The 25,545-nt window shown below is 71.4% G+C and carries 24 protein-coding genes; 13 read left to right on the top strand and 11 right to left on the bottom strand.

Features of this window, described 5'->3' with window-relative positions; genetic code table 11:
- The first annotated feature begins 108 nt into the window (after window positions 1-108).
- From PLJ28_RS05730 to PLJ28_RS05720, 3 genes are read left to right on the top strand one after another with little or no spacing between them, the layout of a single operon-like run.
- On the top strand, window positions 109-1,200 hold the full coding sequence (locus PLJ28_RS05730) for an S-(hydroxymethyl)mycothiol dehydrogenase (protein ID WP_298043619.1): 1,092 nt from the start codon (window positions 109-111) through the stop codon (window positions 1,198-1,200).
- Window positions 1,200-1,847, top strand: coding sequence for an MBL fold metallo-hydrolase (locus PLJ28_RS05725; protein ID WP_183525562.1), 648 nt, complete (start codon window positions 1,200-1,202; stop codon window positions 1,845-1,847). Before PLJ28_RS05730 ends, PLJ28_RS05725 begins: the two co-directional genes overlap by 1 nt.
- A 4-nt stretch (window positions 1,848-1,851) precedes the next feature.
- The gene (locus tag PLJ28_RS05720; RefSeq protein WP_183525559.1) at window positions 1,852-2,502 is read left to right on the top strand and encodes a uridine kinase; all 651 of its coding nucleotides are present in this window, start codon (window positions 1,852-1,854) and stop codon (window positions 2,500-2,502) included.
- A 15-nt stretch (window positions 2,503-2,517) separates the two neighbouring features.
- Here PLJ28_RS05720 and PLJ28_RS05715 read toward each other — a convergent pair whose 3' ends face one another.
- Together PLJ28_RS05715 and PLJ28_RS05710 are read right to left on the bottom strand one after the other, a co-directional pair.
- Window positions 2,518-3,321: a lipoate--protein ligase family protein gene (locus tag PLJ28_RS05715; protein WP_183525556.1), complete on the bottom strand. Its 804-nt coding sequence runs from the start codon at window positions 3,319-3,321 to the stop codon at window positions 2,518-2,520.
- Entirely contained in the window at window positions 3,314-4,180 is an 867-nt protein-coding gene (locus PLJ28_RS05710; RefSeq protein WP_183525553.1) for a thioesterase family protein, read from the bottom strand. Before PLJ28_RS05710 ends, PLJ28_RS05715 begins: the two co-directional genes overlap by 8 nt.
- A 260-nt stretch (window positions 4,181-4,440) precedes the next feature.
- Between PLJ28_RS05710 and PLJ28_RS05705 the strand changes: the two genes are divergently transcribed.
- Window positions 4,441-5,724: a heparan-alpha-glucosaminide N-acetyltransferase domain-containing protein gene (locus PLJ28_RS05705; RefSeq protein WP_298043615.1), complete on the top strand. Its 1,284-nt coding sequence runs from the start codon at window positions 4,441-4,443 to the stop codon at window positions 5,722-5,724.
- Window positions 5,721-6,671 carry a ketopantoate reductase family protein gene (locus PLJ28_RS05700; RefSeq protein WP_221243352.1) on the top strand — a complete coding sequence of 317 codons (951 nt, stop codon included), beginning with the start codon at window positions 5,721-5,723 and terminating at the stop codon, window positions 6,669-6,671. Before PLJ28_RS05705 ends, PLJ28_RS05700 begins: the two co-directional genes overlap by 4 nt.
- Window positions 6,672-6,736: 65 nt before the next feature.
- Here PLJ28_RS05700 and PLJ28_RS05695 read toward each other — a convergent pair whose 3' ends face one another.
- From PLJ28_RS05695 to PLJ28_RS05670, 6 genes are all read right to left on the bottom strand, one after another.
- Window positions 6,737-9,697, bottom strand: a complete 2,961-nt coding sequence (locus PLJ28_RS05695; RefSeq protein ID WP_183525547.1) for an S-layer homology domain-containing protein — start codon at window positions 9,695-9,697, stop codon at window positions 6,737-6,739.
- Between the two features lie 480 nt (window positions 9,698-10,177).
- Window positions 10,178-11,152, bottom strand: a complete 975-nt coding sequence (nrdF, locus tag PLJ28_RS05690; protein ID WP_029139402.1) for a class 1b ribonucleoside-diphosphate reductase subunit beta — start codon at window positions 11,150-11,152, stop codon at window positions 10,178-10,180.
- 61 nt (window positions 11,153-11,213) lie between these two features.
- A complete protein-coding gene (nrdE, locus tag PLJ28_RS05685) occupies window positions 11,214-13,382 on the bottom strand; it encodes a class 1b ribonucleoside-diphosphate reductase subunit alpha (RefSeq protein WP_183525544.1) in 2,169 nt (722 codons plus the stop codon).
- Complete coding sequence (gene nrdI, locus PLJ28_RS05680) at window positions 13,379-13,849, bottom strand: class Ib ribonucleoside-diphosphate reductase assembly flavoprotein NrdI (RefSeq protein WP_183525540.1); 471 nt, start codon at window positions 13,847-13,849, stop codon at window positions 13,379-13,381. Before nrdI ends, nrdE begins: the two co-directional genes overlap by 4 nt.
- A gap of 17 nt (window positions 13,850-13,866) precedes the next feature.
- Window positions 13,867-14,112: a glutaredoxin-like protein NrdH gene (gene nrdH / locus PLJ28_RS05675; RefSeq protein ID WP_010145812.1), complete on the bottom strand. Its 246-nt coding sequence runs from the start codon at window positions 14,110-14,112 to the stop codon at window positions 13,867-13,869.
- 453 nt (window positions 14,113-14,565) lie between these two features.
- The gene (locus PLJ28_RS05670; protein ID WP_183525537.1) at window positions 14,566-16,272 is read right to left on the bottom strand and encodes a thiamine pyrophosphate-binding protein; all 1,707 of its coding nucleotides are present in this window, start codon (window positions 16,270-16,272) and stop codon (window positions 14,566-14,568) included.
- A gap of 49 nt (window positions 16,273-16,321) precedes the next feature.
- Here PLJ28_RS05670 and PLJ28_RS05665 point away from each other — a divergent pair, with 49 nt between their 5' ends.
- A complete protein-coding gene (locus tag PLJ28_RS05665; RefSeq protein ID WP_183525535.1) occupies window positions 16,322-17,131 on the top strand; it encodes a cyclase family protein in 810 nt (269 codons plus the stop codon).
- Window positions 17,121-17,390, top strand: a complete 270-nt coding sequence (locus PLJ28_RS05660) for an NINE protein (RefSeq protein WP_183525532.1) — start codon at window positions 17,121-17,123, stop codon at window positions 17,388-17,390. The genes PLJ28_RS05665 and PLJ28_RS05660 overlap by 11 nt, the downstream gene beginning before the upstream one ends.
- Before the next feature lie 6 nt (window positions 17,391-17,396).
- On the opposite strand, the gene PLJ28_RS05655 is transcribed toward PLJ28_RS05660, so the two are convergent.
- Window positions 17,397-18,191 (bottom strand): IclR family transcriptional regulator, encoded by a 795-nt coding sequence (locus PLJ28_RS05655; RefSeq protein WP_298043609.1) that lies wholly within the window; start codon window positions 18,189-18,191, stop codon window positions 17,397-17,399.
- A 49-nt stretch (window positions 18,192-18,240) separates the two neighbouring features.
- On the opposite strand from PLJ28_RS05655, the gene PLJ28_RS05650 reads away from it, so the two are divergent.
- The 4 genes from PLJ28_RS05650 to PLJ28_RS05635 all read left to right on the top strand — a co-directional run bounded on the left by PLJ28_RS05650 (window position 18,241) and on the right by PLJ28_RS05635 (window position 22,425).
- On the top strand, window positions 18,241-19,581 hold the full coding sequence (locus tag PLJ28_RS05650; protein ID WP_183525526.1) for an MFS transporter: 1,341 nt from the start codon (window positions 18,241-18,243) through the stop codon (window positions 19,579-19,581).
- Window positions 19,582-19,678: 97 nt separating this feature from the next.
- Window positions 19,679-20,650, top strand: coding sequence for a macro domain-containing protein (locus PLJ28_RS05645; RefSeq protein ID WP_183525523.1), 972 nt, complete (start codon window positions 19,679-19,681; stop codon window positions 20,648-20,650).
- Between the two features lie 199 nt (window positions 20,651-20,849).
- Window positions 20,850-21,224, top strand: coding sequence for an EthD domain-containing protein (locus tag PLJ28_RS05640; protein ID WP_183525520.1), 375 nt, complete (start codon window positions 20,850-20,852; stop codon window positions 21,222-21,224).
- 4 nt (window positions 21,225-21,228) lie between these two features.
- Entirely contained in the window at window positions 21,229-22,425 is a 1,197-nt protein-coding gene (locus PLJ28_RS05635) for a PQQ-dependent sugar dehydrogenase (RefSeq protein ID WP_183525517.1), read from the top strand.
- Between the two features lie 42 nt (window positions 22,426-22,467).
- Here the strand turns inward: PLJ28_RS05635 and PLJ28_RS05630 are convergent, their stop codons facing one another.
- Both PLJ28_RS05630 and PLJ28_RS05625 read right to left on the bottom strand, forming a co-directional pair.
- Window positions 22,468-23,925, bottom strand: a complete 1,458-nt coding sequence (locus PLJ28_RS05630; RefSeq protein ID WP_298043606.1) for a cryptochrome/photolyase family protein — start codon at window positions 23,923-23,925, stop codon at window positions 22,468-22,470.
- Between the two features lie 39 nt (window positions 23,926-23,964).
- Window positions 23,965-24,735 carry an MOSC domain-containing protein gene (locus tag PLJ28_RS05625; RefSeq protein WP_298043604.1) on the bottom strand — a complete coding sequence of 257 codons (771 nt, stop codon included), beginning with the start codon at window positions 24,733-24,735 and terminating at the stop codon, window positions 23,965-23,967.
- 105 nt (window positions 24,736-24,840) lie between these two features.
- Here PLJ28_RS05625 and PLJ28_RS05620 point away from each other — a divergent pair, with 105 nt between their 5' ends.
- A complete protein-coding gene (locus PLJ28_RS05620; RefSeq protein WP_183525510.1) occupies window positions 24,841-25,326 on the top strand; it encodes a DUF2975 domain-containing protein in 486 nt (161 codons plus the stop codon).
- Entirely contained in the window at window positions 25,326-25,532 is a 207-nt protein-coding gene (locus PLJ28_RS05615; RefSeq protein WP_183525507.1) for a helix-turn-helix domain-containing protein, read from the top strand. Before PLJ28_RS05620 ends, PLJ28_RS05615 begins: the two co-directional genes overlap by 1 nt.
- Window positions 25,533-25,545: the final 13 nt, after the last annotated feature.

Raw genomic sequence — 25,545 nt, 5'->3', positions numbered from 1 at the left:
GCCGCACGGGCAGGACGACGCAATGGGTCACCGGAGGGGATGCCAGGTGAACTGTCCCGGCGTTTGTGGTGGGATGGTGCCGAACCCTGTCGCCAGAGAAGGAGCACCATGCCGCAGAAGGTCAAGGCCGTCGTCGCGAAGGCCAAGGACGCCCCGGTCAGCATCGAGACGATCGTCATCCCGGATCCGGGCCCGGGCGAGGCCGTCGTGGACATCCTCACCTGCGGGGTCTGCCACACCGACCTGCACTACGTCCAGGGCGGGATCGGGGACAACTACCCCTACCTGCTCGGCCACGAGGCCACCGGGACCGTCTCGGCCATCGGCGCCGGCGTCACCGACGTGGCGGTCGGGGACAAGGTCATCCTGAACTGGCGCGCGGTCTGCGGTGAGTGCCGGGCCTGCAAGAAGGGCCAGGCCCAGTACTGCTTCAACACCCACAACGCCACCCAGAAGATGACCCTGGAGGACGGCACCGAACTGGACCCCGCCCTGGGCATCGGCGCGTTCGCCGAGAAGACCCTGGTGGCCGCCGGACAGTGCACCAAGGTCGAGGGCGTCACCGATCAGCAGAACGCCGCCGCCGGTCTGCTGGGCTGCGGCATCATGGCCGGCATCGGCGCGGCCATCAACACCGGCGCGGTCGCCCGCGGGGAGTCCGTCGCCGTCATCGGCTGCGGCGGCGTGGGCACCGCGGCGATCGCCGGGGCCGCCCTGGCCGGGGCCACCACGATCATCGCGGTAGACCTGGACGACCGCAAGCTGGAGAAGGCCCGTGAGCTCGGGGCCACCCACACCGTGAACTCCAAGGAGCGCGACGCGGTGGAGGCCATCCAGGAGCTCACCGGCGGCTTCGGCGCGGACGTGGTGATCGACGCCGTCGGCCGCCCGGAGACCTACAAGCAGGCCTTCTACGCCCGCGACCTGGCCGGCCGCGTGGTGCTGGTGGGCGTGCCCACCCCAGAGATGACCCTCGAGCTGCCGCTGCTGGACGTGTTCGGCCGGGGCGGGTCGCTGAAGTCCTCCTGGTACGGGGACACCCTGCCCAGCCGGGACTTCCAGATGCTCATCGACCAATACCACCTGGGCCGGCTGGACCTGGACGCCTTCGTCAGCGAGACCATCACGCTGGAGGACGTCGACACCGCCTTCGAGAAGATGCACCGCGGTGAGGTGCTGCGCTCGGTGGTGGTGCTCTGATGGCACGCATCGACAAGCGCGTCACCTCCGGGACGTTCTCCCTGGACGGCGGCACCTGGGACGTGGACAACAACGTGTGGATCGTCGGCGACGACGAGTCCTGCGTCGTGATCGACCCGGCCCATGACGCCGAGGCCGTCGCCCAGGCCGTGAACGGCCGCCGGGTGCTGGCCATCCTGCTCACCCACGGCCACGACGACCACATCCGCGCGGTGCAGATGTTCCGCTCCCTCGTGGACGCCCCGGTGCTGCTTCACCCCGAGGACCGGATGCTCTGGGACGCCGTCTACCCGGACCAGGCCCCGGACGGGATCATCGCCGACGGGGACACCTTCTCGGTGGGCGGCATCACCCTGACGGCACTGCACACCCCGGGCCACTCCCCCGGTTCGGTGTGCTTCCACGCCCCGGAGCTGACCGGCCCGGACGGCGCCCCCGGCGTGGTCTTCACCGGCGACACCCTGTTCCAGGGCGGCCCGGGCGCGACCGGGCGGTCCTACTCGGACTTCGACACCATCGTCGAGTCCATCCGGTCCCGCCTGCTCACCCTGCCGGAGCAGACCACCGTGCACACCGGCCACGGTGACTCCACCACGATCGGCGCGGAGGCTCCGCACCTGCAGGAGTGGATCGACCGCGGGCACTGATCCGTTGGACGCATCCGCAACGAACGGTACGGGTTCGATCGGCACCGGAGGCCTCGTCCTGCTGGGCGGGGCCTCCGGTGCCGGCAAGTCCTACCTGGCCCGCACCTACGGACGACCACACCTGCAACTGGACGCCTTCTACCGGGAGGCCGCCGAGGACGCCGCCGCCGGGGGCGCGGGACCGGTGTTCCCGCGCACCGAGTACGGCCAGGTCGACTGGGACGATCCGGTCACCTGGAACGGCCGGGCCGCCGTGGACGCCATGGTCGAGCTGCTGGAGACCGGCCGCACGCGCGTGCCCGAGTACTCGATCACGGCGTCGGCCGTGATCGGCCACGCCACGCTCGAACTGGCCGGCGGTCCCGTCGTCGCCGAGGGCATCTTCGCCGCGGAGCTTCCCCGCGTGCTGACCCGGCTCGGCCTCAGGCCGGGAACCGACTTCCACGCGTGGTACATCGACCAGCACCGGCTCCCGACGGCGGCGCGCCGGCTGGCCCGCGACCTCGCCGAGCGACGGAAGCCGGTGCCCTTCCTCGTCCAGCGGGGCTGGTCCCTGCTGCGCACCGAGGCCGCACTGCGCGCCCGCTACCTCGAGGCCGGATTCACCCCCGTGCCGAAGGCCGAGCTGCACCGCCGGCTGGCCGCCGGGGAGTAGGTCCGCTGCTGCCGGTCAGCCGGCCGGGACCCGTGCCAGCAGGTCGGCCCACGACCGGTCGGTGATCCTGGTTCGCGCGCCGGCCCGCGTCCCGGCATAGGCCTCACGCAGGGACGCGGCGACGGCCTCCACGGTGATCCCGGGGTCGGCGTCACTGGCGGCTCCGGCCGTCGCGGGATCCCAGTCCAGCCCCAGGGCCGCGTAGACGTCCGTCAGCACGGCCCGCACCGGCGCGGGGTCCTCGACGACGAGCGACGAGGAGAACAGCCACGCGCCCTTGACCACCCTCTGGGCGGTCCCGGCGAGCTTGACCGGACCGCGCGCGGCACCGTCCGGACCCGGGGGCAAGGGGGTGTGCACCGAGAACTCCCCGGCGCAGTACTCCCCCGGGACCTCCCCGACGGCGGCCGACACGCCTCGGGCGCGGAACACGTCGACGAACAGCTCGCCGAAACCGGCGAAGCGGTCCCGGAAGCCCTGCATCGCGTCGGTGTCCCGCTGGACGTGGTCCACCACCAGGCTTCCCCCGTGGTAGGCGGCCGCGCGCCCGCCCGCGCGGCGGACGACCGGGGCGAAACCGTGGTCCCGGCAGGCCTGCCGGGCCTGGTCGAAGCCGGGCAGCCGCGCGTCGCGCTGGCCGAAGGCCACGGTGGGCTCGGGCCGGTAGAGCCGCACCACCGGGTCCGTCAGCCGGCCGGCCTGGGCGGCCCGCAACAGCGTCACCGCGTAGTCGAGGTCCTCGGCGGCGCCCAGCGAGCCCTCCTGCCGGACCCAGTCCAGGACCTGGTGCAGGGGACCGTCCGTTGCGGGATCAGTCATCGGCGGCGGGGACCCGGCGCACCGTCTGGATCTGTTCGGAGTGCCCGAACGGCCCCAGCTCGTCATGCAGCACGGCCGTGGTCAGGCCGATCCCGTCCGTGCCGAGGTTGGACGTGGTCGCCAGTCCGAGCCACGGGCCGACGGGCTCGCGGTACAGGTGCACCTGCAGGTCGACGTTCGGATAGCCGTAACCGCCCGGACCGTTCGGGACCACCGGCGCGACCCCGTTGGCGGTGTCCACCATGCCCATGAGCCGCACGAGGTCGGAGGTCGGCTCACCCTCGATCATCTCCACGGAGGAGGTGAGCCAGCACCGGCCTCGACCGTCGGCGTGGTCGTCGGCGGCGAGGATCTGCAGGGACCGGATGTACCCGCCGGGCCAGCGCTCCGCCATGGTCCGGAACGGGCTGCAGTCCTGGCGCGGAGTCAGGCCGGCATCGTTCACGACGCCGACCGGGGACGTGTCCGAGGTGACCAGGCGCCAGGCGCGGGCCACGAGGGCGGCCCGCCCCTGGGCCTCGAGGGTCGACTCCACGAGCTCGATCGTCCGGCCCGGGCGGACCGTCCGCGTGGTGACGGTGAGCGGACCGTAGTGCAGCGTCCCCAGGATCTCGAAGGACAACCGCGCCAGCCGCAGCCCCTCCCGGGGCTCGTGCGCCAGGATCTCCGCGGTGAGCAGTCCGGAGACCGGGGCCATGTGCAGTTCGTCGTCGCGCCACGCACCCTGCGCGTGGATGACGGAGTCGAAGTCCGAGACGCGGACACCACCCTCGACGCGCGGGGGCGAGGTGCGCTGGAAGTTCGCGTCGACGTCGTGCTCCTCGGTGCCGGGCTGCCCGGCGGCAGTGGTGGAAGTCATGGGGTCCATCCTGCCATCGTCCGAGGCTGTGCACGGGGTGTGAATCCGGCCGCCGGGCACCGTCCACGCCTTGACGTCCCGGGCGCCGCGGTGCCTACTGTGGGCCACCATGGCTCACCGGCAACGGGAGGTCGACCCCATGAAGCAGGGCACGTCCCCTCGCCCCCCTGATCAGGGATCCTGAATCCGCGATGGGCGTCGGAAGGCCGGAGACGGTCGCCCCTGGTGAACCCGCCGAGCGTCCTGCGGCGGCGGCCGCCATGCCCTCGCGCCGCGCCATGGGCGTGGACGTCGCCCGGGCCGTGGCGCTGATCGGGATGATCGCCGTCCACGTCTTCCCGGCCGAGAACGAGGACGGCGACGGCCTGAGCTGGTCCTTCGGCATCTTCGGCGGCCGGGCCGCGGCCCTGTTCGCCGTGCTCGCCGGGGTGTCCATCGCGTTCGTGGAGAAACGGTCCCGGGGCCAGCTCTACGGCCGCACCCTGAGGGCCGACCGGGCCGCCCTGGCCGTCCGGGGCCTGCTGATCCTGCTCGTGGGCCTGCTCCTGGGCCACCTGGACACGCCGATCCTGACGATCATCCCCTACTTCGGCGTCCTGTTCCTGCTGGCCATCCCCTTCTACGGGCGGTCCTCGCGGGTCCTGCTCATCGCGGCGGCCCTCTTCGCCGTCCTCGGCCCCGCCTTCCGGCACCTGCTCAACGGCCGCGTGCCGGAACAGGCCGATCCCGATGCCGACTACACGCTGGTCACCGCGGCCGGGCAACCCGACCTGTTCGCCCTGGACATGCTCCTGACCGGTCACTACCCGGCCGTGCTGTGGATGGCCTACCTCTGTGTGGGCATGGTCATCGGGCGCCAGGTGCTGACCTCACGCCGGCTGGCCCTGTTCCTGCTGGGCTGGGGATCGGCACTGGCCGTGGCGGCGTGGGGTGCGTCCCGGATCCTGCTCGGCCCGGCCGGCGGCTTCGGGCGGCTGCTCGAGGCGACGCCGGCCCTCGACGCCGAGGAGATCCGCGAGGTGCTCGTCTTCGGTCCGGAACTGGTCCTGATGCCGAACACGACGTGGTGGTGGCTGACAGCGGTCTCGCCCTACTCGGACACGCCCCTGAACCTCCTGCACAACCTGGGCGCGGCCGTGGCGTTCCTGGGACTGGCCCTGCTGGTGACCCGCCGCGGGGGCAAGGTCTTCACGCCCTTCGCGGCGATGGGTGCGATGACGCTGACGCTGTACTCGGCGCACTGCATCGTGCTCATGCTCGAGGTCCTGCCCGAGGAGGACCGCCCGATGGTGACGCTCTGGATCCAGGTCATCGCGTTCATGCTGTTCGCACTGATGTGGCGCAGTTCCATGGGCCGGGGACCGCTGGAGGCGATCATCTCGGAGGCCAGCGACTGGACCCGGCGCCGGGTGCGGGGAACCCCCTCCGAGATCCGCCCTCCACCGGGGAGCGGCGACGACCGCCTCCGCACCGGCGGAGGGGGCACGCCGCACCGCGAGCCCGTCCGACCACGCCGCACGAGACCCAGGGGGAACCGGCGATGAGAACACTGATTGTGGGTGCCGGGGCGACCGGCGGCTTCTTCGGCACGCGACTGGTCCGTGCCGGCCGCGACGTGTCCTACCTGGTCCATCCGCCCCGCGCGGACCAACTGCGCCACGGGCTCCGCGTCTACGGGCCCGGGTACGACGAGACGGTGCCCGTCCGGGCGCTCACGGTCCGCGAGCTGGACGGCCCCTACGACCTGATCCTGCTCATGGTGAAGGCCTGGTCCCTGGAGGCGGCGCTGGAGGACATCACCCCGGCAGTCGGCCCGGGCACCACGGTGCTGCCACTGCTCAACGGGTTGACCCACCTGGATACGGTGAACGACCGGTTCGGCCGCGCCACCGTCCTGGGCGGGATCGTCCGGGTGGTCTGCACGGTGACACCCGAGGGCGCGGTCTACCAGCTCAAGCCCAAGGCGGGGCTCATCTTCGGCGAACAGGACGGGCGGACGACGGACCGTGCCTCGGCCGTCCTGCGGGAGTTGCAGGTCCCGGGGTACCGCGTGACGATGGCCGAGGACGTGCTGGCCGCCATGTGGCACAAGTGGGCGTTCATCGCCGCAGGCGCCGCCATGACCTGCCTGATGCGCGGCAGCATCGGCAGCATCCTGTCCACCCCCGGCGGGAAGGACTTCGTGCTCGACGTCATCGACGAGACCGAACGCGTGGCCCGGGCCGCCGGTTACCCCCCGTCGGCCGCAGCGCACGCCGCGAGCCTGGAGATGTTCACGGAGGAGGGGTCCGTGTTCACCTCGTCGCTCTACCGGGACGTCCTGGCCGGACACGCCCACGAGGGCGAGCACCTGCTGGGCCAGTACGTCGCGGTCGCCGACCGGCTCGCCGTGGACGTCCCCCTGACGCGGCTGGCCCTGATGCAGCTCCGGGTGCACGACCAGAACGGCTCACCCTCGGTGCACCGGCCGGCGATCGCCGTCGAGGGCTGACGCCGGGTGAGGACGGGTGAGGACGGGGGGACCGGCGCGGACGCCGGTCCCCCTCCTGCAGGGCGTCAGCCGTGGATCTTCCGCAGGACGCTCGACTGCAGCGGCCCGTCATAGAAGGACTCGAGGAAGGCCGCGGCCTCGGCCCGGCTGATGTTCTGGGTCTGGCGGAAGGTGCGGTCCGCGTACCCGGAGGTGACGCCCTGGCTCCGCAGCCACGTGATGGCCTCGTAGTTGGGCGAGCTCCTGGTCATGTCCCGGAACGGCGAGGTGGCCGGTGCCCGGTACCCGCTCGGTGCGGCCAGCCGGTACAGGAAGGCCGCGAACTCGCCGCGGGACACGGACTGGTTCGGCCGGAAGGTGCGGTCGGTGTACCCCACGGAGATCTCCCGGTCCGCGAACCAGTCGATGGCATCCGCGTAGGCGGTCTTCACGTCCTTGAAGGAGGTGCCGTTGGCCTTGCGGGTCACGCCGGCGAGCTTGTAGACGAACTGGGCGGTCTCGCCGCGCGTCACGTCCTGGTTCTTGCGGAAGGTCTGGTCCGAGGAGTACCCCACGGAGATCTTCTCGCAGGCCATCCACTGGATGGCGGTGAAGTGGCCGGAACCGGGCCGGTTGTCCCTGAACTGAGGCCCGCAGCTGGCCCGGTGCAGGGCCACCGTGTCCGAGCTCTGGCCCGGGCGGGTCACGGCCGCCGAGGCGAAGGTGATGGGCCTGGAGTCCATCACCTTCAGGCGGACCGTCCCGGCACCACCCGTGGGCAGGTCGATGGCGCGGTACTTGGTCGACCCGGAGGTGAACAGCAGGGTGCCCAGGGACGTGCCGTCCTTCTCCACCCGGACGCGCACGGTGCCCGACCCCACGGAGGCGGCCACGACCAGCCGGTCGGCCCGGGAGGCGCTGGGAATGTTGAGGATGGCCCCAGCGCGGGCCGCCCGGTACCCCTTGCCCCCGACGCCGCCGGAGAGGTTGACGCGGCTCATGCCGGAGGTCCGGACGGTGCCGTCGGTCCAGGACACCGGTCCGGTGTGCTGGCCCAGGTAGGTCTGGGAGCTGACGGTCCCGCCGCGGCGGGAGCGCACCGCGTACTGGGCGGTCTCACCCGGCTCGTTGCCCAGGGTGGTTGACGTCTCCGTGCCGGTCTTCCCGGCGGTCCAGGGCTGGCTGGTGATGTCCCCGCCGCCGTGGGGCACGGCCCGGTACATGATCTGGTAGTCCTCGGCCCCGGCCGCGGCGTTCCAGCGACCGGTGGCCACTGCACCGTTGCCGTCCAGGACATAGTGGTCGGCGGGCTTCGAGGGGACGCCCAGCGTGGGGACCGTGACGCCGTGGTTGCGTACGGCCTGCGTGACCCGGGCATCCACGTTCGTGCGGATGGAGGGGATCTTCGCGTCCAGGTACCGGCCCGGGCAGGCCGTGAAGTTCGTGACCTTGTGGCCCAGGATCGTCGGGACCGTCACCGTGGTGCCGGAGGACCAGCGGGCCGTCCCCTTGCCGCTCTGGGTGAGCCGGGTGGTTCCCTTCGGGTCGACGTCATAGCGGTATGCCTGCCAGGCGAGAACGCGCTCGATGGCCGTCACCATGGCGGCCGGGGCGGCCACCACGTCGTAGTTGCCCATGGCGGAGACGCCGATGGTGTCCGTGTTGAAACCGCCCGCCTGGGCACCCGGCACCGGGGCGTCGATGGAGCCTCGGCGGCCCTGGTAGATGGTGCCGAACTTGTCCACGAGGAACTGGTAGCCGATGTCGCCCCACTGGAGGCTGACGGCGTGGTAACTGAAGATGCCGCGGATCTGGGCGTAGGCGCCGGCCTTGGTGTAGTTGTTCGAGCCGGCGGTGTGGTGGATGTACATCGCCTTGAGCTGGGTGGACGGGCGGCCCCAGTCCTGGACGACGGACTCGTTGGCACCCCACTGGGCGCGGGTGACGATGGCGGGCTTCAGCACGTCGGCGGAGGTGGCCACGGTCTGGGCCGTGGCGGTGCCGGTGATCAGGCCGTCCTGCTGGTGCATCGCGGGGACGAACTCGGCGGTGGATGACGCGGCGGTGGAGGCCTGGTCCGCGGTGGGCTCCCCGGCCTCCGGCGCACCGGCCGGCGCCGGGTTGAGCTTGCCGTCGGTGTCGGCCACGCCCGGGTTGATGATGTCGACCTGCAACCCCTTCGGGACCTCGCCGCTGACCGTGGAGACGCGGGCCTGGACGGCGTCGGCACCGGTGGAGACCAGTGGCTCGGTGCCGGTGCGGTCCGCACCGGGGCGCTCGTCGCCGTCGTGGATCTCCAGGCTGGACCAGTCCGTCCAGGTGCCGTCCTCGCGCACGCGCACGGAGACCTCGGTGACCTGGTCGGCGTCCTGCACCTCCCAGGTCACGCCGGCCACGATGAAGTCGATGGTCTCGGCCGGGGCGGTCAGCGCGGCGACCTGCTCGGTGTCCTCGGCGGGCAGGGCGGTCCCGGCCAGCTCCCGGGCCTCGGGAGCGGTCTCGGCATCGGTCTCGGCCGTGGCCTTGGCCGCGATCCCCTCCGGGACCGGGACGACATCCCGTTCCTGCCCCGTCGGCCGTCCCGTCCCCGGTGCGGCCTTGGCCGCGGAGGCCGGGGAGACCACGGAGGCCAGCGAGACCGTCGCCGAACGCGTCCCCGCCGCCTGCGGGGTGGGCTGCCCGGACTCGGAGGCGGCGCTGGGCTCCGCGCTGGTCCCGACGGCCGGCTCCGCGCTGGTCCCGACGGCCGGCTCGGCGCTGGACTCGGGGGTCGGAGTGCCGCTCGGACTGGCGGAAGGATCGGCGCTGGGCGTCGCGTCCTGCTCGGCGGGCTGCAGCGCCTCGGGGTCGATGCCGTCGACGGCGAGGGTCTGCTGCTCCTCGCCCTTGACCTCGGAGGCGACCTGCTGGCCGACGGCGCTCCGGGCCGGGTCCGGCGCGGACGGCGGCACGATCGGGTTGGCGATCGCCGGGAAGGCAGTGGCGGCGGCCAGCGCCGCTGCCAGGGTGGTGACGGCGCAGGTGCGCAGGACAGGGCGAAGTGCCATGACGGATTCCCTCAGAAGTGATGCATGATGCGAGTGGGGCGCGTGTTAACGTCTGCGCCTCGCACAGGGTATCAAGCAACAGTTGCAATTACCCCCTGTCAGTCACAAATTCATCACTCTTCACCGAGAGTTCTTGTACCGGGCGGGCGTTTCTGAGGCGCTGGATCCGTGCAGATCAGCCGCATATGCCGACCGCGCGTCCGTCCGGTGCACGGGGCACCGCGGCCTGCTCGGACGGCCATGACCGCCACTGTGGGCCGCGGAAGGGGGCCAATTCGGCCTTCAAGACCGTTATCCGTGACCTTCCCGTGATCTTTGGGCCAGAGGTCCCAAGAGCCCAGGGCGATGGGCCCCGAAGGGGCTGTGCCGGGGCGCGTGCCGGCATGACAGAAGGGGGCCGGTCCGGGCATCGCCCGGACCGGCCCCCTTCTGTGCTCACCTCCGCCGTCGTGGCTCAGTGAGTGCGAGGTGCCCCCGTGATCAGAAGTCCCAGTCCTCGTCCTCGGTGTTCTCGGCCTTGCCGATCACGTAGGAGGACCCGGAACCGGAGAAGAAGTCGTGGTTCTCGTCCGCGTTCGGGGACAGCGCCGAGAGGATCGCCGGGTTCACGTCCGTGACGCTGGACGGGAACATGCCCTCGTAGCCCAGGTTCATCAGGGCCTTGTTGGCGTTGTAGTGCAGGAACTTCTTGGCGTCCTCGGCCAGGCCCACGGAGTCGTAGAGGTCGTGGGTGTACTGGACCTCGTTCTCGTACAGCTCGAACAGCAGCTCGAAGGTGTAGTCCTTGAGTTCCTGCTGGCGCTCTGCGGACTGGGTCTCGAGGCCGCGCTGGTACTTGTACCCGATGTAGTAACCGTGCACCGCCTCATCCCGGATGATCAACCGGATCAGGTCCGCGGTGTTGGTGAGCTTGGCCCGGGAGGACCAGTACATGGGCAGGTAGAAGCCGGAATAGAACAGGAACGACTCCAGGATCGTGGAGGCGACCTTCTTCTTCAACGGATCGTCACCGTGGTAGTAGTCCAGGATGATCCGGGCCTTCTTCTGCAGGTTCGCGTTCTCCTGCGACCAGCGGAAGGCGTCGTCGATCTCCTTGGTGTTGGCCAGCGTGGAGAAGATCGAGGAGTAGCTCTTGGCGTGGACGGACTCCATGAACGCGATGTTCGTGTAGACCGCCTCCTCGTGGGTGGTCAGCGAGTCCGGGATGAGCGAGACCGCGCCGACGGTGCCCTGGATGGTGTCCAGCAGGGTCAGGCCGGTGAACACCCGCATGGTGAGGACCTTCTCGTCCTCGGTCAGCGTGGCCCAGGACTGGATGTCGTTGGACAGCGGCACCTTCTCGGGCAGCCAGAAGTTGGAGGTCAGGCGGTTCCAGACCTCGACGTCCTTGTCGTCCTGGATGCGGTTCCAGTTGATCGCCTCGACGGTCTCGAGGGTCTTGACAGCATCAGCCATCATCGTGGTGTCGTCCTCACTCAAGCGTTGGTGGTGGTGGTGATCGGAGGTCGCCCGGCCCCTACAGCATGCAGGAGACGCAGCCCTCCACCTCGGTGCCCTCCAGCGCGAGCTGGCGCAGCCGGATGTAGTAGATGGTCTTGATGCCCTTGCGCCAGGCGTAGATCTGCGCCTTGTTCAGGTCACGGGTGGTGGCGGTGTCCTTGAAGAACAGCGTCAGGGACAGGCCCTGGTCCACGTGCTGGGTGGCCGCGGCGTAGGTGTCGATGACCTTCTCGTAGCCGATCTCGTAGGCGTCGTCGTAGTACTCGAGGTTCTCGTTCGTCAGGTACGGCGCCGGGTAGTACACACGGCCCAGCTTGCCCTCCTTGCGGATCTCGATCTTCGAGGCCACCGGGTGGATCGAGGAGGTCGAGTTGTTGATGTAGGAGATCGAACCGGTCGGCGGGACGGCCTGCAGGTTCTGGTTGAAGATGCCGTGCTCCATGACGGAGGCCTTCAGCGCGCGCCAGTCGTCCTGGGTGGGGATGGCCACCCCGGACTCCGCGAACAGCTGGGCCACCTTGCCGGTGGCCGGCACCCACTCCTGGTCGGTGTACTTGTCGAAGAACTCGCCCGAGGCGTACTTCGAGTCCTCGAACCCGCCGAAGCGCTGGCCGGTCTCGATGGAGATCCGGTTGGAGGCACGCAGGGCGTGGAAGAGCACCGTGTAGAAGTAGATGTTCGTGAAGTCGATGCCCTCCTCGGATCCGTAGTGGACCCGCTCGCGGGCCAGGTAGCCGTGCAGGTTCATCTGCCCCAGGCCGATGGCGTGCGAGGAGTCGTTGCCCTTGACGATGGAGGGCACGGACTCGATCTCGGACATGGTGGAGACCGCCGTCAGGGCCCGGATCGCGGTCTCGATCGACTTGCCGAAGTCCGGGGAATCCATGGTCTTGGCGATGTTCATGGAGCCGAGGTTGCAGGAGATGTCCTTGCCGACGTGGGCGTAGGACAGGTCCTCGTTGAACTCGGAGGCCTCGGAGACCTGCAGGATCTCGGAGCACAGGTTGGACATGGTGATCCGCCCCTTGATGGGGTTGGCGCGGTTCACTGTGTCCTCGAACACGACGTAGGGGTAGCCGGACTCGAACTGGATCTCGGCCAGGGTCTGGAAGAACTCCCGCGCGTTGATCTTGGTCTTCTTGATCCGCGCGTCGTCGACCATCTCGTAGTACTTCTCCGTCACCGAGATCTCGGAGAAGGGCTTGCCGTAGACGCGCTGCACGTCGTACGGGCTGAAGAGGTACATGTCCTCGTTCTTCTTGGCCAGTTCGAAGGTGATGTCCGGGATGACCACGCCCAGGGAGAGGGTCTTGATGCGGATCTTCTCGTCCGCGTTCTCCCGCTTGGTGTCGAGGAACCGGTAGATGTCCGGGTGGTGGGCGTGCAGGTAGACCGCACCGGCACCCTGGCGGGCACCGAGCTGGTTGGCGTAGGAGAAGGAGTCCTCGAGGAGCTTCATCACGGGGATGACGCCGGAGGACTGGTTCTCGATCTGCTTGATCGGCGCGCCGTGCTCACGGATGTTCGTCAGCGACAGGGCCACGCCACCGCCGCGCTTGGACAGCTGCAGGGAGGAGTTGATGCCGCGGGCGATCGACTCCATGTTGTCCTCGATGCGCAGCAGGAAGCAGGAGACGAGCTCACCGCGCTGGGCCTTGCCGGCGTTGAGGAAGGTGGGCGTGGCCGGCTGGAAGCGGCCGCCGATCATCTCCTCCACCAGGTCGGTGGCGAGCTGCTCCTCGCCCTGGGCCAGGTGCAGGGCGACCATGCACACGCGGTCCTCGTACCGTTCGAGGTAGCGGTTGCCGTCGAAGGTCTTCAGCGCGTACGAGGTGTAGAACTTGAAGGCGCCCAGGAAGGTGGGGAAGCGGAACTTCAGCTTGTAGGCGCGGTCCCACAGCGAGTGCTTGAACTCGGCGGAGTACTGGTCCAGCGTCGAGGCCTCGTAGTAGTCGTTGTCCACGAGGTAGGCCAGCTTCTCGTCCAGGTCGTGGAAGAAGACCGTGTTGGTGTTGACGTGCTGCAGGAAGTACTGCCGTGCGGCGGCGTGGTCGGCCTCGAACTGGATCTTCCCGTCCGGGCCGTACAGGTTCAGCATGGCGTTCAGCTCGTGGTAGCCGAGGTTCTGCCAGGCCGCCGGCAGCTGCTTGGCCGACCTGATCATGTCCTGTTCGGTGACTGTCATGCCCAAAAACCTTCCAATCCTTCACGCACGGCCGTGACGTCCTCCGGCGTGCCCATGAGTTCGAATCTGTACATCAGGGGGACTCCGCACTTGCGGGAGATGATGTCCCCGGCGAGGCAGTACGCCTCGTAGAAGTTCGTGTTCCCCCCGGCGATCACGCCCTGGAGGAGGTCCCTGTTCGCCTTGACGTTCAGGAACTTGATGACCTGCTTCGGCACGGCCCCCTTGCCGTCTCCCCCGCCGTAGGTGGGGACCACCAGCACGAAGGGCCGGGTGGCCAGCAGGGTGGGTTCCCGGGTCATCAGCGGGAGCCGCGCGGTCTCCCCCTCGCCGAAGCCCAGCTTGGTCACGAAGCGGTGCGTGTAGCCGGAGGCGGAGGAGAAGTAGACCAGCCGGGCATCCGTGGGACGCGGGTCCTGGGGATCCGCGGCGCCCACCGGCCTGCTCTCGCTGACCGCGCTCGTCATGGTGTCTCCTTCGGGCCTCAGGCCACCGAGGAGGCGAGGGCGGAGGCCAGCTCCTCGATCTTGTCCGGGCGGAAGCCGGACCAGTGGTCGTCACCGGTCATGACGACGGGTGCCTGCATGTACCCGAGGGCGCGCACGCGCTCCAGGGCGTCGGCATCCTGGGACATGTCCACGGTCTCGTAGGCGATGCCCTTCTTGTCCAGGGCGCGGTAGGTGGCGTTGCACTGGACGCATGCCGGCTTGGAGTAGACGGTGACGGTCATGATGTTCCCCTGTCTTCGGTGACCGCCTCCGGCAGGGCCGGAGCGACGGGCATACATGGATGGAATTCTGCGAATCTGCGTGATTCTGGATGTCTGTGGAGCCTGGTGCGGCCGCTTGGGCGCTGCACCGAAGTCATGACTTAGATACTACATCTAGTGGTCCTCGATCGCACCAACCACAACATCATGGCTTGGGGCCGTGCCCCCGGTTTCCCCAGCCGGTCCACAGCCCGTGTGGATGAGCCTGCGGTGGCGGCACGCGCCCGGATCGGCGGAATCACGCCGATCGACGGTGACCGAGGGCCGGTGCTCCACAGGATGTGGACAGCGCGCCCGCTCGTTGTGCACAGACGGAGGGCCCGGAAAAGGGGTCCGGATCACCCTCCGGCACGGCGTGTCGCCGTGGTGTCATCCACGAGGGGGTGCCGTCGCACCACCTCGGCCGCCCGCGTCCTAGTGCCCGGTGAACGCCTCGGCCAGCCACCAGGCGCCGCCGTCGGAGGCGATCCGGGCGTCGATCACCAGCGGGGCGGTCCGGGGCCCGGCCACCCACGCCCGCACCGCGTCCAGGTCCGCCACGGACCTGACCGTCACGCCCTCGGCCCCGTGACCGCGGGCGATCGCGGCGATGTCCGTGACCGGGAACGTCACCGGCTCGTAGTCGAAGGGCTCGCCGTCGAAGTGGTGCACCTCGGCGCCGTAGGCGGCGTCGTTGTAGACGATCACCACCAACGGCAGCCCCAGCCGCACTGCGGTCTCCAGTTCGGCGATCGCCATCAGGAACCCGCCGTCCCCGGTGCCCAGCACCGGCAACCGGTCCGGCCGGGCCACGGCGGCCCCGATCGCGGTGGCCAGTCCCAGGCCGATGGACTGGAAGGCCTGGGTGAAGCAGAAGCCGAACTCGTCCGGGACCCCCAGGTACGCACTCGGATAACCCATGAAGTTGCCGGAGTCGACGGACACCAGCCGCGCGGCGGGCAGGATCGCGTCCAGCTTGCGGGAGAGCACCCGCGGGTCGATCAGTTCGCCCGTGGACAGGTCCCCGGTCCCGACCTGGCCCCAGCGGGCCTCGGCGGCGATCCGGTCGGCCATCCCGGGGGTCCGGTAGCCCGCCGAGTGATGGCCCCCGCCGGACTGGCCGGCCCCGGCCATCGACGCGATCCCGCCGCCGGTCCCCCGCAGGGCCTCGAGCACCGAGGTCGCGGTCTCGGCGCAGTCACCCAGCACCCCGAGGTCGATCGGCCGGTGCGCACCCAGCGAGGCGTCCTCGACGTCCACCTGGGCCACCGTCGCATCGGGCCCGATCAGCCGCCCGTGGCGCATCGTCCACATGTTCAGCGCGCAGCCCCAGCCGATGAGCAGGTCGGCCCCGGCGATCATCTCCGCCGCGAACGGGGAGGAGAACCCCCCGGAGATCCCCAGGTTGTAGGGGTTGCCCTCGAACAGCCCGTGCGCGACGGCGGAGGTCGCCAGCAGCGCACCGGTCGCCTCGGCGAGGGCCGAGAGCTGCGGTCCGGCCCCGCGGCCGCCCCGGCCCGCGATGAAGACCGGACGCTGGGCGGCGCGGATGAGCCCTGCCAGGTCCTCGACGGCGGCGGCGCCGGGCCGGACGGGGACACGGGGAGGCAACGGGCCGACGTCGTGCCCGGCGTCCGGCGCGCCCTGGGCCGGCTGGGACTGGACGTCCGTGGGCAGGGACAGCACCACGGTGCGCCTCTCGTTCACGGCCGTGCGGTAGGCACGGACCGTGTCCGCCACGGCGCTGGCCGGGGAATGGACCCGCTCGGGGACCGCGCCGACGCTGCGGGCGAGATCGTCCTGGTCGATCCTGAAGTTGGAGCGCACGGCCGAACCGGCGGCGTCGGCGGTCAGCACGATCATCGGGGTGCGGGACTTGGCGGCCTCGCCGATCCCGGTCACCGCGTTCGTCAGGCCGCAGCCCTGGTGGGTGGAGACGATCCCGACCCGTCCGGACATCCGGCCGTAGGCGTCGGCCATGGTGGCCGCACCGCCCTCGTGCCGAGCGGCGGTGAAGGGCACCCCGGACCGGCGCAGGGCGTTCGTCACCGCGAAGTTGCCGGAGCCGACCACCCCGAAGACGTGTCCGGCCCCGAGGGCCGCCAGTGCCTGTCCGACGACGTCCGCCACGGTTCGGGTCATGTTTCCTCCATTGCTCTGGTCCGGTCCCCCGTCGTGATGTTATGTCCTCATGACCGCCGACACTCCCCGATCCCCCGCCCCTGCCGACGCCCTCAAGGGGCTGCTCGCGGCCCTGGCCACCGGGTCGGTGGAGATCGTGGACCTCACGAACCGGCTGAGCGGCACCACCCCCACCCTGGAGCTGCCCGAGCCGTTCGCGAACCTCATCGACTTCTCCCTGGAGACCGTCAGCGCCTACGACGAGCCCGGCCCCTTCTGGCGGCACGCCAACATCCACACCGGTGAGCACATCGGCACGCACATCGACGCCCCGATCCACTGGATCTCCGGCCGGGACAGCCACGACGTGGCGGACATCCCGCTGCCCCGGCTGATCGGACCTGCCGTGGTGCTGGACTTCTCCGCCGAGGCCGCCGCCGATCCCGACTTCCTCCTCGAGGTGGAGCACGTGCGCGCCTGGGAGGCCGAGCACGGCCCCCTGCCCGCGGGCGGATGGGTGCTGTACCGCACCGGCTGGGACCGGTACGCCCAGGACCGGGCCGCGTTCCTCAACGCCGATGAGACCGGGTCCCACACCCCCGGGCTCTCCGCGGCCTGCGCCGAGTGGCTGGCGTGCACGGACATCGCCGGCTTCGGCGTGGAGACGGTGGGGATCGACGCCGGCAACGCCGCCGCGCTCGAACCGCCCTTCCCCGTGCACTACCACCTCATGGGCTCGGACAAGTACGGGATCACCTCGTTGCAGAACCTCTCCCGGCTGCCGGCCCGCGGAGCCGTGGTGGTCGTGGCGCCCCTGCCGATCGTGGGCGGCAGCGGCAGCCCCTCCCGCGTGCTGGCCCTGGTCCCGCGTGAGGCGTAGGACGCCGGCTGCCCCGCGGAGCCTCGGGGTCGCCTACGTGCTCTGCGTCCTGCTCGGGCTGCTCGGTGCGCACCGCTTCTACCTGGGGCATCCCGGTCCCGGGGTCGCCTACGCGGTGCTCACCGTCGTGGGGCTGACCAGCGCGTCCTGGGGCATCGGATTCCTGTTCGGCGCCCTCGTGCTCCTGCTCGTGCTGATCGACCTGTTCCGGATCCCCGGATACGTGCGCGCGGCCAACGGGCAGTACTGGACGGACTAGCCGCACCTAGCCCGCGACGGTGAAATCGGCGAGGTCCGCCTCGATCGCCTCCCGCGCGCGCCGCACCTCGTCGACCAGGCCGGTCTCGAGGGCGTGGCGGTACCGCTGGTGCGGCACCGCCACGCTCAGCCCGGCGACGGCGGCACCCGAGCCGTCGCGGATCGCCATGCCCACGGCGCAGATGCCCTCCTCCGTGCCCTCGTCGTTCGAGGCGAAGCCGCGGTGGCGCACGGCCTCCAGCTCGGTGGCGAGCCTGGCGTGGGCGCGCGCGTCGAAGGCGGTCCCGTCCTGTTCGGCCCGGCGCCGGTACGCCCGTTCGACGTCGGCCGGGTCCATCGCGGCCAGCATCGCCTTGCCGGCGGAGACCCCGGCCGCGGGCAGCACGACGCCCTGCCGGTCCCCCACCCGCACCGGGCGGTGACCCTCGACGGAGGCCATGAACCTCACGTCGGTTCCCGCCAGCACCAGCAGGTTGGTGGTCTCACCGGTGGCGTGGGCCAGGTCCTCGAGGTGGGGGTGGGCCCGCCGCCGGACCTCGACCGTCCAGGACACCCCGGCCGGCGGCAGTCCCATGGCCGGGCCCGGCACGTAGCGGCGGGAGGCGTCCTGCACCGCGTACCCCCGGTAGACCAGCATCGCCATGAGCCGGTGGGCGGTGGACACCGAGACGCCGAGCAGGCGGGCGGCCACGCTCAGGCGCACCCTGCCGTAGTCGCGCACCATCTCCATCAGGGCCAGCGCGTGGTCGACGGACTCGACGGGATAGTTCGGTTTCTGCCGAAGCGGCGTATTCTTCTGCACAGCAGATCATTCTGGCATTTGAAGCGTCATCTACCTCACAGTGGAACCTATGATCCAGCCCACTCCCGACACTTCACGCCCCGCGCGGGGCGGAAGGACGTCTCACACCGCTCCTCGCACCCCCGGCGCGCTGACGCGCCGCCAGGCGACCATCGCCGTGCTCGTCTGCTGGTTGCTGGTGGTGTTCGACGGTTACGACCTGATCGTCTTCGGCACGGTCCAGAGCTCGCTGGTGAACGACACGGACTGGGGCCTGACGGACGCCGGGCTGGGCGTCGTGGGCTCGATGGCCTTCGTGGGCATGATGATCGGCGCCCTGTTCGCCGGCCGCCTGGCCGACGCCCTGGGCCGGCGTCGCACCATCCTGGCCTGCGCCATCACCTTCTCCGTGTTCACCATCCTCTGCGCGTTCGCGCCCAGCGCATGGGTCTTCGGCGCCTTCCGCCTCGTGGCGGGCATCGGGCTGGGCGGTCTCGTGCCCTCCGCCAACGCCATGGTGGCCGAGCTGGTCCCGGACCGCTGGCGCTCCTCCATCGCCACGCTGATGATGTCCGGTGTGCCGATCGGCGGATCGCTGGCAGCCCTGATCGGCATCCCGATGATCCCCGCCCTGGGCTGGCCGTCCATGTTCCTGGTCGCCGCCATCGCCCTCGTGGTCGTGGTCCCGCTGGGCTTCGCGTACCTGCCCGAGACCCTCGCCTCGGAGGACCGTGCCCGGAAGGGCGCCGCCGCGGGCACCGCCTCGGCGTCCCCGGAACGGGTCGGCGGATACGCCGGGCTGCTGCGCCAGCCCTACCTGCTGGTCTCGATCATGTTCGCGCTGGCCACGCTGGCGACCCTGTTCGCCTGGTACGGCCTGGGCACCTGGCTGCCGCGGGCCATGGAGTCCCTCGGATACAACCTCGGCTCGGCGCTGACGTTCTCGCTGTCCCTGAACATCGGCGCGGTCATGGGATCCATCGTCACCGCCTGGGCCGGCGACCGGTACGGCGCCGTGAAGTCCGGCGTGGTCGCCGCGGCCCTGGCCGGCGTGGCCCTGCTGGCGCTGCTGTTCTCCCCGCCGGTGTGGCTGGTGTACGTCATCCTGATGGTCGCCGGCGTGGGCACCCACGGCACCCAGTGCCTGATCATCGCCGCCGTCAGCAACCACTACCCCGGGTACCTGCGCGGCACCGCCCTGGGCTGGGCCCTCGGCGTCGGCCGCCTCGGCGCCGTGACGGCCCCGCTCGTGGCCGGCTTCCTGCTCAACAACGGCTACGGTGCCGGCTCGCTCTTCGTCGCCTTCGGCATCGCCGCGGGCCTGGCCGCCATCCTGCAGGTGATCATCATCGCGCAGGGCCACGGCGGGCGCAGCACCGACCGCGGGGTACAGGCGCCCGCCGCCTCCTGACGCCGGTCCCGGCCGGTGAGCGGAGGCCGGGGTGGACCGGCCGTGGACGGAGGCCCCGTCCTCGCCAGGCGCCCCCGTCCCCGGGGATACTGGCCCCATGCCGGCCATCATCGCCCTCCAGGGTGACATCACCCGGACGACCGTGGACGCGATCGTCAATGCGGCCAACACCTCCCTGGGCGGTGGGGCCGGCGTGAACGGTGCGGTCCACGCCGCCGGGGGGCCGGGCCTGCTGGCCGAGACCCGCCTCTGGTACCCCCACGGGCTCGGCACGGGGGACGCCGCGTGGACCACGGCCGGGGACCTGCCGGCCCGGTGGGTCATCCACACGGTCGGGCCGGACCACCGGTCCGGACAGCGGGACCGGGCCCTGCTCGTCTCGGGATACCGCCGCAGCCTGGAGGTGGCGGACGCCCTCGGCGCCCGGACGGTGGCCTTCCCCCTGCTCAGCTCCGGCATCTTCGGCTGGCCCCTCCACGACGCGGTCCGCACCGCCGTCGACACCATCGCCCTGGCGCGTACCGACGTCCGGGAGGCCTACCTCGTGGCGCACGGGGACCAGGCCTTCCGGGCCGTGCGGACAGCCCTCGGGGTCAGCACGCCGCTACGGGTCCTGCAGGGGTTGCGCGAGCTGTACCGCCGCGGTTACCAGCAGTTGCGGTTCGCGCCCGGCATGGACCCCTCGGGCGCGCACTGGCGGATCGCGATCACCACGGCGGGGAACCTGCGGCCGGGCGACCCGGTCCCCTTCGACACCCCTCGGGACGAGTCGCGCGTGCTGCGCTACTCCACGGCGGACCGGACCCTGGTCGGCCGTGGCGAGGTCACTGCCGGCACCACTCCCGCCGAGGCGGCGGCCCTCATCCTGGACCGTGTCGGGACCCCGGACCCGGAACCGGTCCACCCTCGGTACACCGCGTGGTTCGCCTCTCTGATCGCGGAGGTCGAGACCACGACGTCGGCCACCGGCCAGGCCCTGCCCGTCACCGGGGGTGACGGTGGCCATGGCGGGGGCAACTGGGAACTCGGCCGGGGCAGCGGGCACCGGCACCCCGCTCCCCCACGGTGAGGATGCGATGGGACCCCGGCACGTGGACCACCGCCCCCAGCTGCCGTGGGCGCGGGTCGTGCGGAGCGTGGAGGAGAGGGTGCTGCCGGTGCCCGGGGCCCCTGACCGCGCGCCCGAAACCTACCGGCGGCGGCGGCGCAGCGGGGATCATCGGACCGGGGATCATCCCTCGCACGCCGCATCGACCAGGAGGACCCAGATGGCCGTGAAGCTCGTCTACGTTGCCCGCCGGCGCCCCGAACTGACTCCGGAGGAGTTCCACGAGTACTGGTCCGGGGGGCACGCGGACCTGATGAGGGAACTCCAGCCGGTGCTCGGTTTCACCAGGTACGTCCAGAGCCGCCCACTGGACACGCCCGTCAACACCGCGTTCGCCAGGGCCCGGGGCATGTCCCTGGAGACGCCCCCGGACGGCACGTCCGAGGTCTGGTGGGAGTCCCTCGAGGACCTCGTGGCCGCGCTCTCGAGCCCGGACGGGGAGAAGGCCGCCGGACGGCTCCTCGAGGACGAGGCCAAGTTCGTGGACTTCGCCACCTCCCATGCGTTCGTCACCCAGGAGCGGCAGGTCGTCTGACCCCGTGACGAGTCACCGGAGGATCTCCCGCTGCGCCCTCGGACTGGCCGCCGCCGTGCTGCTGGCCGGTTGTGGCGCGCCCGGTGGCGGCACCGGTGGGACCCCGGCACCGGCCGGCAGTCCCGGCCCGCCGTCCGCCGGTGGTGCCGCCCCGACGACCGGTGGCGCAGCAGACGCCGCTGCGGACGCCGCCCCCCGGATGGGTTCCGAACCGCGGACGGTGGTGGGCGGGCTCGACGCGCCGTGGTCGATCGTCTTCACGGACCGGGGCGCCGCCCTGGTCAGCCAGCGCGACGACGGCACGGTCCTCGAACTGACGGGGGTGGGCACCGAGCGGGCCGGCACGCGTGAGGTCGGCACGGTCGAGGGGGTCGTCCACCGGGGCGAGGGCGGGTTGCTGGGACTGGCCGTCCTGTCCGACGGCGGCGGAGCCGGGTGGCTCTACGCCTATTCGACCGCCGCCGGGGGCAACCGCATCCAGCGCTTCGCCCTCACCGGCCAGGCGGGAGGCCTGGGCCTGGGCCCGGCGCAGACGATCATCGAGGGCCTGCCCGCCGCCGGCAACCACAACGGCGGGCGGATCGCCTTCGGACCCGATGGGATGCTCTACGCCGGTACCGGTGACGCCGGTGATCGCGCGAGCGCCCAGGACCCGGCATCCCTCGCGGGGAAGATCCTGCGCCTGGCCCCGGACGGCACGGTCCCCGAGGACAACCCGGACCCCGGTTCCCCGGTCTACAGTTCGGGCCACCGCAACGTGCAGGGGCTGGCGTGGGCCGAGGACGGCACGATGTTCGCCACCGAGTTCGGGCAGAACACCTGGGACGAACTGAACGTGATCGAGCCCGGCGGCAATTACGGCTGGCCGGAGGTCGAGGGGATCGCGGGCGGCGGCTCCGGCGCGCAGGGGGAGTTCATCGACCCGGTCCAGCAGTGGTCCCCGGCCGAGGCCAGTCCGAGCGGGATGGCCGCGCTGGAGGGGATGCTGTACATCGCGAACCTGCGCGGTGAGGTCCTGCGGACCGTTCCGGTGGCGGACCCGGGCACGTCCGCCACCCGCTGGTCCGGCGAGTACGGCCGGCTGCGCGATGCCGTCGTGGCGCCGGACGGTGCGCTCTGGGTCCTGACGAACAACACCGACGGGCGCGGTGACCCCGCCGAGGGCGATGACCTGGTCCTCGGGGTCACCCCCGGGCCCTGACGCCGTCGGGGGCCGTCGTCTCCCGCCGGTGGGCCCCAGCGTTCAGGACGCGGCGTTCTTCATCTCCTCGTAGGCGTCCAGGGCGTGCCGGCGGGACTCCTTCAGGTCCACGATGGGCTCGGGGTAGCCGCTGAGGGGTTCCACCGCCTCGGGGACCCACCGGCGCACGTAGACACCATCCGGGTCGAACCGCTCGCGCTGGGTCTCGGGGTTGAACACCCGGAAGTAGGGGGCGGCGTCCGCCCCGCAGCCGGCCACCCACTGCCAGGACACCGGGTTGTTCGCCTCGTCCGCGTCCACCAGGGTGTCCCAGAACCACTGCTCCCCGTCCCACCAGGGGTGCAGGAGGTTCTTGGCCAGGAAGCTGCCGACCACGAGCCGCACCCGGTTGTGCACCCAGCCGGACTGCCAGAGCTGGCGCATGCCGGCGTCGATGAGGGGCACCCCCGTGCGCCCCCGCTGCCAGGCCCGCAGCGCGTCGTCGTCGGGCTCCCAGGGAAAGGCACGGAACTCCGGCCGCAGCGGCTCGGACTCCAGCGGCGGGCAGTGGTAGGTGAGGTGCCAGGAGAACTCGCGCCAGTACAGTTGGCGCACCCAGGCGCGGCGGTCCTCGTTCTCCGGGGCCCCCAGCTCGGGATGCGCGGTGACCGCGTGCACCAGCTGACGGGGGGAGAGCTCCCCGAAGCGCAGGCGCGGGGAGAGCCGGGAGGTGCCGTGGTCATCGCCCGGGACGTCCCGCGTGGTGCTGTACCCGGTCACCGACTCCTCCAGGCCGGCCAGCGCCTCCCCGGCGGCGACGCAGCCGGGCTCCCAGTACCGGGCGACGGTCTCCTCCCACCACCGGGGGTCCTCGTCCAGCAGGTCCAGCTGGCCCAGCGGCACCACGGTGCCGTCCCGGTGCAGCCGATCCAGGCGTGCGGACAGCCCGGCGGGCGGGTCCTGGGGCTCGGGCGCCGGCAGCGGCGCCCCGACCGGCAGGTCCGCGGCGGCCTTCCAGAACGGGGTGAACACCTTGTAGTGGCCGCCGGATCCGGGGCTGACCTCCCACGGCTCCACCAGCAGGGAACCCGGGTGGCTGTGGACCTCAAGCCCGGCGGCCCGGAGCCCGTCCTTCAGGTGGGTGTCCAGGGCACGGGACGCCGGGGCATAGCGCCGGCTCCACGTCACGGCCGTGGCCTGGAGCCCGGTGGCCACCGCGGGCAGCACCTCGGCCGCGGGCCCGGCGGCGAACACCAGCGGGATGCCCAGCTCGTCGAGCTCGGTGGCCAGTGCCTCGAGGGACCGGTGGGCCCACCAGCGCGTGGCCCCGCCCAGCGGCCGGGGTCCGCGCCCCTCGCCGTCCCGCACCTCCCGGATCCAGAGCCCGACGACGGCTCCCGCCTCCCGCGCGGCCGTCAGGGCCGGGTGGTCCGCCACGCGCAGGTCGTCGCGGAACCAGAGGAGCGTCAACGGACGTGCGGAGGCCTGGTCGGGGGACGGTGTGGACGGTGTCTCCGGCATGAGCCCAGCGTACTGGCGCGATCCGGCCGGGTGTCTCCCTCAGGGGGTGCCGAGGCGCGCGGAGTCGTCCTCGAAGACCCCGCCCAGTCGGCGTTCCAGGCCCCTGCGCCAGGCCTGCGGCAGTTCCGGGGAGGCCAGCAGGCGCGCGATGCCCTCGCGGTCACTCCGGTCCACGTTCATGACGCGGTTGATCTCGGCCACGCAGACGGATCCGTCCACCCGGCGGACCAGGGTCATCGGGTCGCCCGCGCGGACCTGACCGGGTTCGAGGACGCGCAGGTAGTACCCCGACCGGCCGGTCCGCTGGACGAGCTGGGGCAGCTCGCGCATCGCCCACCGGGCCGAGAGCGTGGTGCACGGGCGCCGGGGCTGGCTGACCTGGACGAGGACCTCGCCGATGCGGAACACGTCCCCGGCGTGCACCGCGGCCTCCGGCCAGCCGGCCACGGTCAGGTTCTCGAAGAACCCGCCCTCCGCGATGTCGAGGCCCTCGGCCCGCCAGGCGCCATAGTTCTCCTGCGCGTAGGCGAGGATCGCCTTCTCGGGCCCCCCGTGATGCCGGGTGTCTCCCTGCTCATCACCGGCCAGGCCCGCGGCCGAGACCCGCACCGGCCCCTCGACGACGTCCTTCGCGGCCGCCGTGGACAGCTCGCGGCCGTTCCACTGCTGCCGCTGGACCCGGCCCACGCGCACGGCGACGACGGCGCCCGGGCCGCGGCCGGCGTCGGGTCCGGTCCCGGTCTCGTTCCCGGCCCCATGCCCGGATCCGGACTCCCACGGCGGCTGTGACTGGTGCGGCGCGTCTCTCACCTGACCATTGTGTCCCGCGGCGCCGGTGGGCGCGACCACCGCACCGCGCGCACCAGCTATCGAATGACGATAGATTGTTCTCGACAGTCGATCTGAGGAGTTGTCATGCGGACCATCACCGTCCTCGCCCTGCGCGGCGTGCTCGCCCTCGCCCTGGCGGGCTCGCTCGTCGTCCAGGTGGTCATGGTGCCCCTGTTCTGGGCGGACCTGGCCGGTGCCCCGGACTGGTTTCGGGTCAGCCTCGTGGTGCTCGTGGTGCTGGGCATCGTGACCCTGCAGGTCGTGGCGGTCTGCGTCTGGCGGCTGCTGGCCATGGTCCGGAGGGGCACGGTCTTCTCCCCCGCCGCGTTCCGGTACGTGGACGCGATCATCGCCGCGATCGCCGCGGCGGCGGTCCTGGTCCTCGGGGTCGCCGTGGTGCTGGCCCCGACCGCGGCGGCGCCGGGGGTGGTCGGCCTGGTCTGCGGCGCGGCTCTCGTGGTGGCCGGGGTGGCGCTGGTGGTCTACGTCCAGCGGACGCTCCTGGCCCAGGCCGTGGACCGCGACGCCGAGGCCCGCGCCCTGCGGTCCGAGCTCGACGAGGTGATCTGATGCCCATCGTGGTGGACATCGACGTCATGCTCGCCCGGCGCAAGATGGCCGTGGGCACGCTGGCGGAGCGGGTGGGCATCACCCCGGCGAACCTGGCCGTCCTGAAGAACGGCCGCGCCAAGGCCGTGCGGTTCACGACCCTGGAGGCGCTGTGCGAGGCCCTGGAGTGCCAGCCCGGGGACCTGCTGCGGTGGGAACCGGAATGAACCGGGCCGCCAC

Origin of the sequence: Citricoccus sp. (assembly GCF_035445025.1) — a bacterium.
Lineage (GTDB): Bacteria > Actinomycetota > Actinomycetes > Actinomycetales > Micrococcaceae > Citricoccus.
This window is presented reverse-complemented; position numbering and strand designations above follow the sequence as displayed.

What these genes read in the sequence shown, in the direction of transcription:
- PLJ28_RS05695 (WP_183525547.1), bottom strand. Translation starts at nt 9,697, where the DNA reads ATGGCACTTCGCCCTGTCCTGCGCACCTGCGCCGTCACCACCCTGGCA.
- PLJ28_RS05620 (WP_183525510.1), top strand. Translation starts at nt 24,841, where the DNA reads ATGCGGACCATCACCGTCCTCGCCCTGCGCGGCGTGCTCGCCCTCGCC.
- nrdE (WP_183525544.1), bottom strand. Translation starts at nt 13,382, where the DNA reads ATGACAGTCACCGAACAGGACATGATCAGGTCGGCCAAGCAGCTGCCG.
- PLJ28_RS05645 (WP_183525523.1), top strand. Translation starts at nt 19,679, where the DNA reads ATGCCGGCCATCATCGCCCTCCAGGGTGACATCACCCGGACGACCGTG.
- PLJ28_RS05730 (WP_298043619.1), top strand. Translation starts at nt 109, where the DNA reads ATGCCGCAGAAGGTCAAGGCCGTCGTCGCGAAGGCCAAGGACGCCCCG.
- PLJ28_RS05715 (WP_183525556.1), bottom strand. Translation starts at nt 3,321, where the DNA reads ATGACTGATCCCGCAACGGACGGTCCCCTGCACCAGGTCCTGGACTGG.
- PLJ28_RS05665 (WP_183525535.1), top strand. Translation starts at nt 16,322, where the DNA reads ATGACCGCCGACACTCCCCGATCCCCCGCCCCTGCCGACGCCCTCAAG.
- PLJ28_RS05705 (WP_298043615.1), top strand. Translation starts at nt 4,441, where the DNA reads ATGCCCTCGCGCCGCGCCATGGGCGTGGACGTCGCCCGGGCCGTGGCG.
- PLJ28_RS05615 (WP_183525507.1), top strand. Translation starts at nt 25,326, where the DNA reads ATGCCCATCGTGGTGGACATCGACGTCATGCTCGCCCGGCGCAAGATG.
- PLJ28_RS05710 (WP_183525553.1), bottom strand. Translation starts at nt 4,180, where the DNA reads ATGACTTCCACCACTGCCGCCGGGCAGCCCGGCACCGAGGAGCACGAC.
- PLJ28_RS05630 (WP_298043606.1), bottom strand. Translation starts at nt 23,925, where the DNA reads ATGCCGGAGACACCGTCCACACCGTCCCCCGACCAGGCCTCCGCACGT.
- PLJ28_RS05700 (WP_221243352.1), top strand. Translation starts at nt 5,721, where the DNA reads ATGAGAACACTGATTGTGGGTGCCGGGGCGACCGGCGGCTTCTTCGGC.
- nrdF (WP_029139402.1), bottom strand. Translation starts at nt 11,152, where the DNA reads ATGGCTGATGCTGTCAAGACCCTCGAGACCGTCGAGGCGATCAACTGG.
- PLJ28_RS05725 (WP_183525562.1), top strand. Translation starts at nt 1,200, where the DNA reads ATGGCACGCATCGACAAGCGCGTCACCTCCGGGACGTTCTCCCTGGAC.
- nrdI (WP_183525540.1), bottom strand. Translation starts at nt 13,849, where the DNA reads ATGACGAGCGCGGTCAGCGAGAGCAGGCCGGTGGGCGCCGCGGATCCC.
- PLJ28_RS05650 (WP_183525526.1), top strand. Translation starts at nt 18,241, where the DNA reads ATGATCCAGCCCACTCCCGACACTTCACGCCCCGCGCGGGGCGGAAGG.
- nrdH (WP_010145812.1), bottom strand. Translation starts at nt 14,112, where the DNA reads ATGACCGTCACCGTCTACTCCAAGCCGGCATGCGTCCAGTGCAACGCC.
- PLJ28_RS05640 (WP_183525520.1), top strand. Translation starts at nt 20,850, where the DNA reads ATGGCCGTGAAGCTCGTCTACGTTGCCCGCCGGCGCCCCGAACTGACT.
- PLJ28_RS05670 (WP_183525537.1), bottom strand. Translation starts at nt 16,272, where the DNA reads ATGACCCGAACCGTGGCGGACGTCGTCGGACAGGCACTGGCGGCCCTC.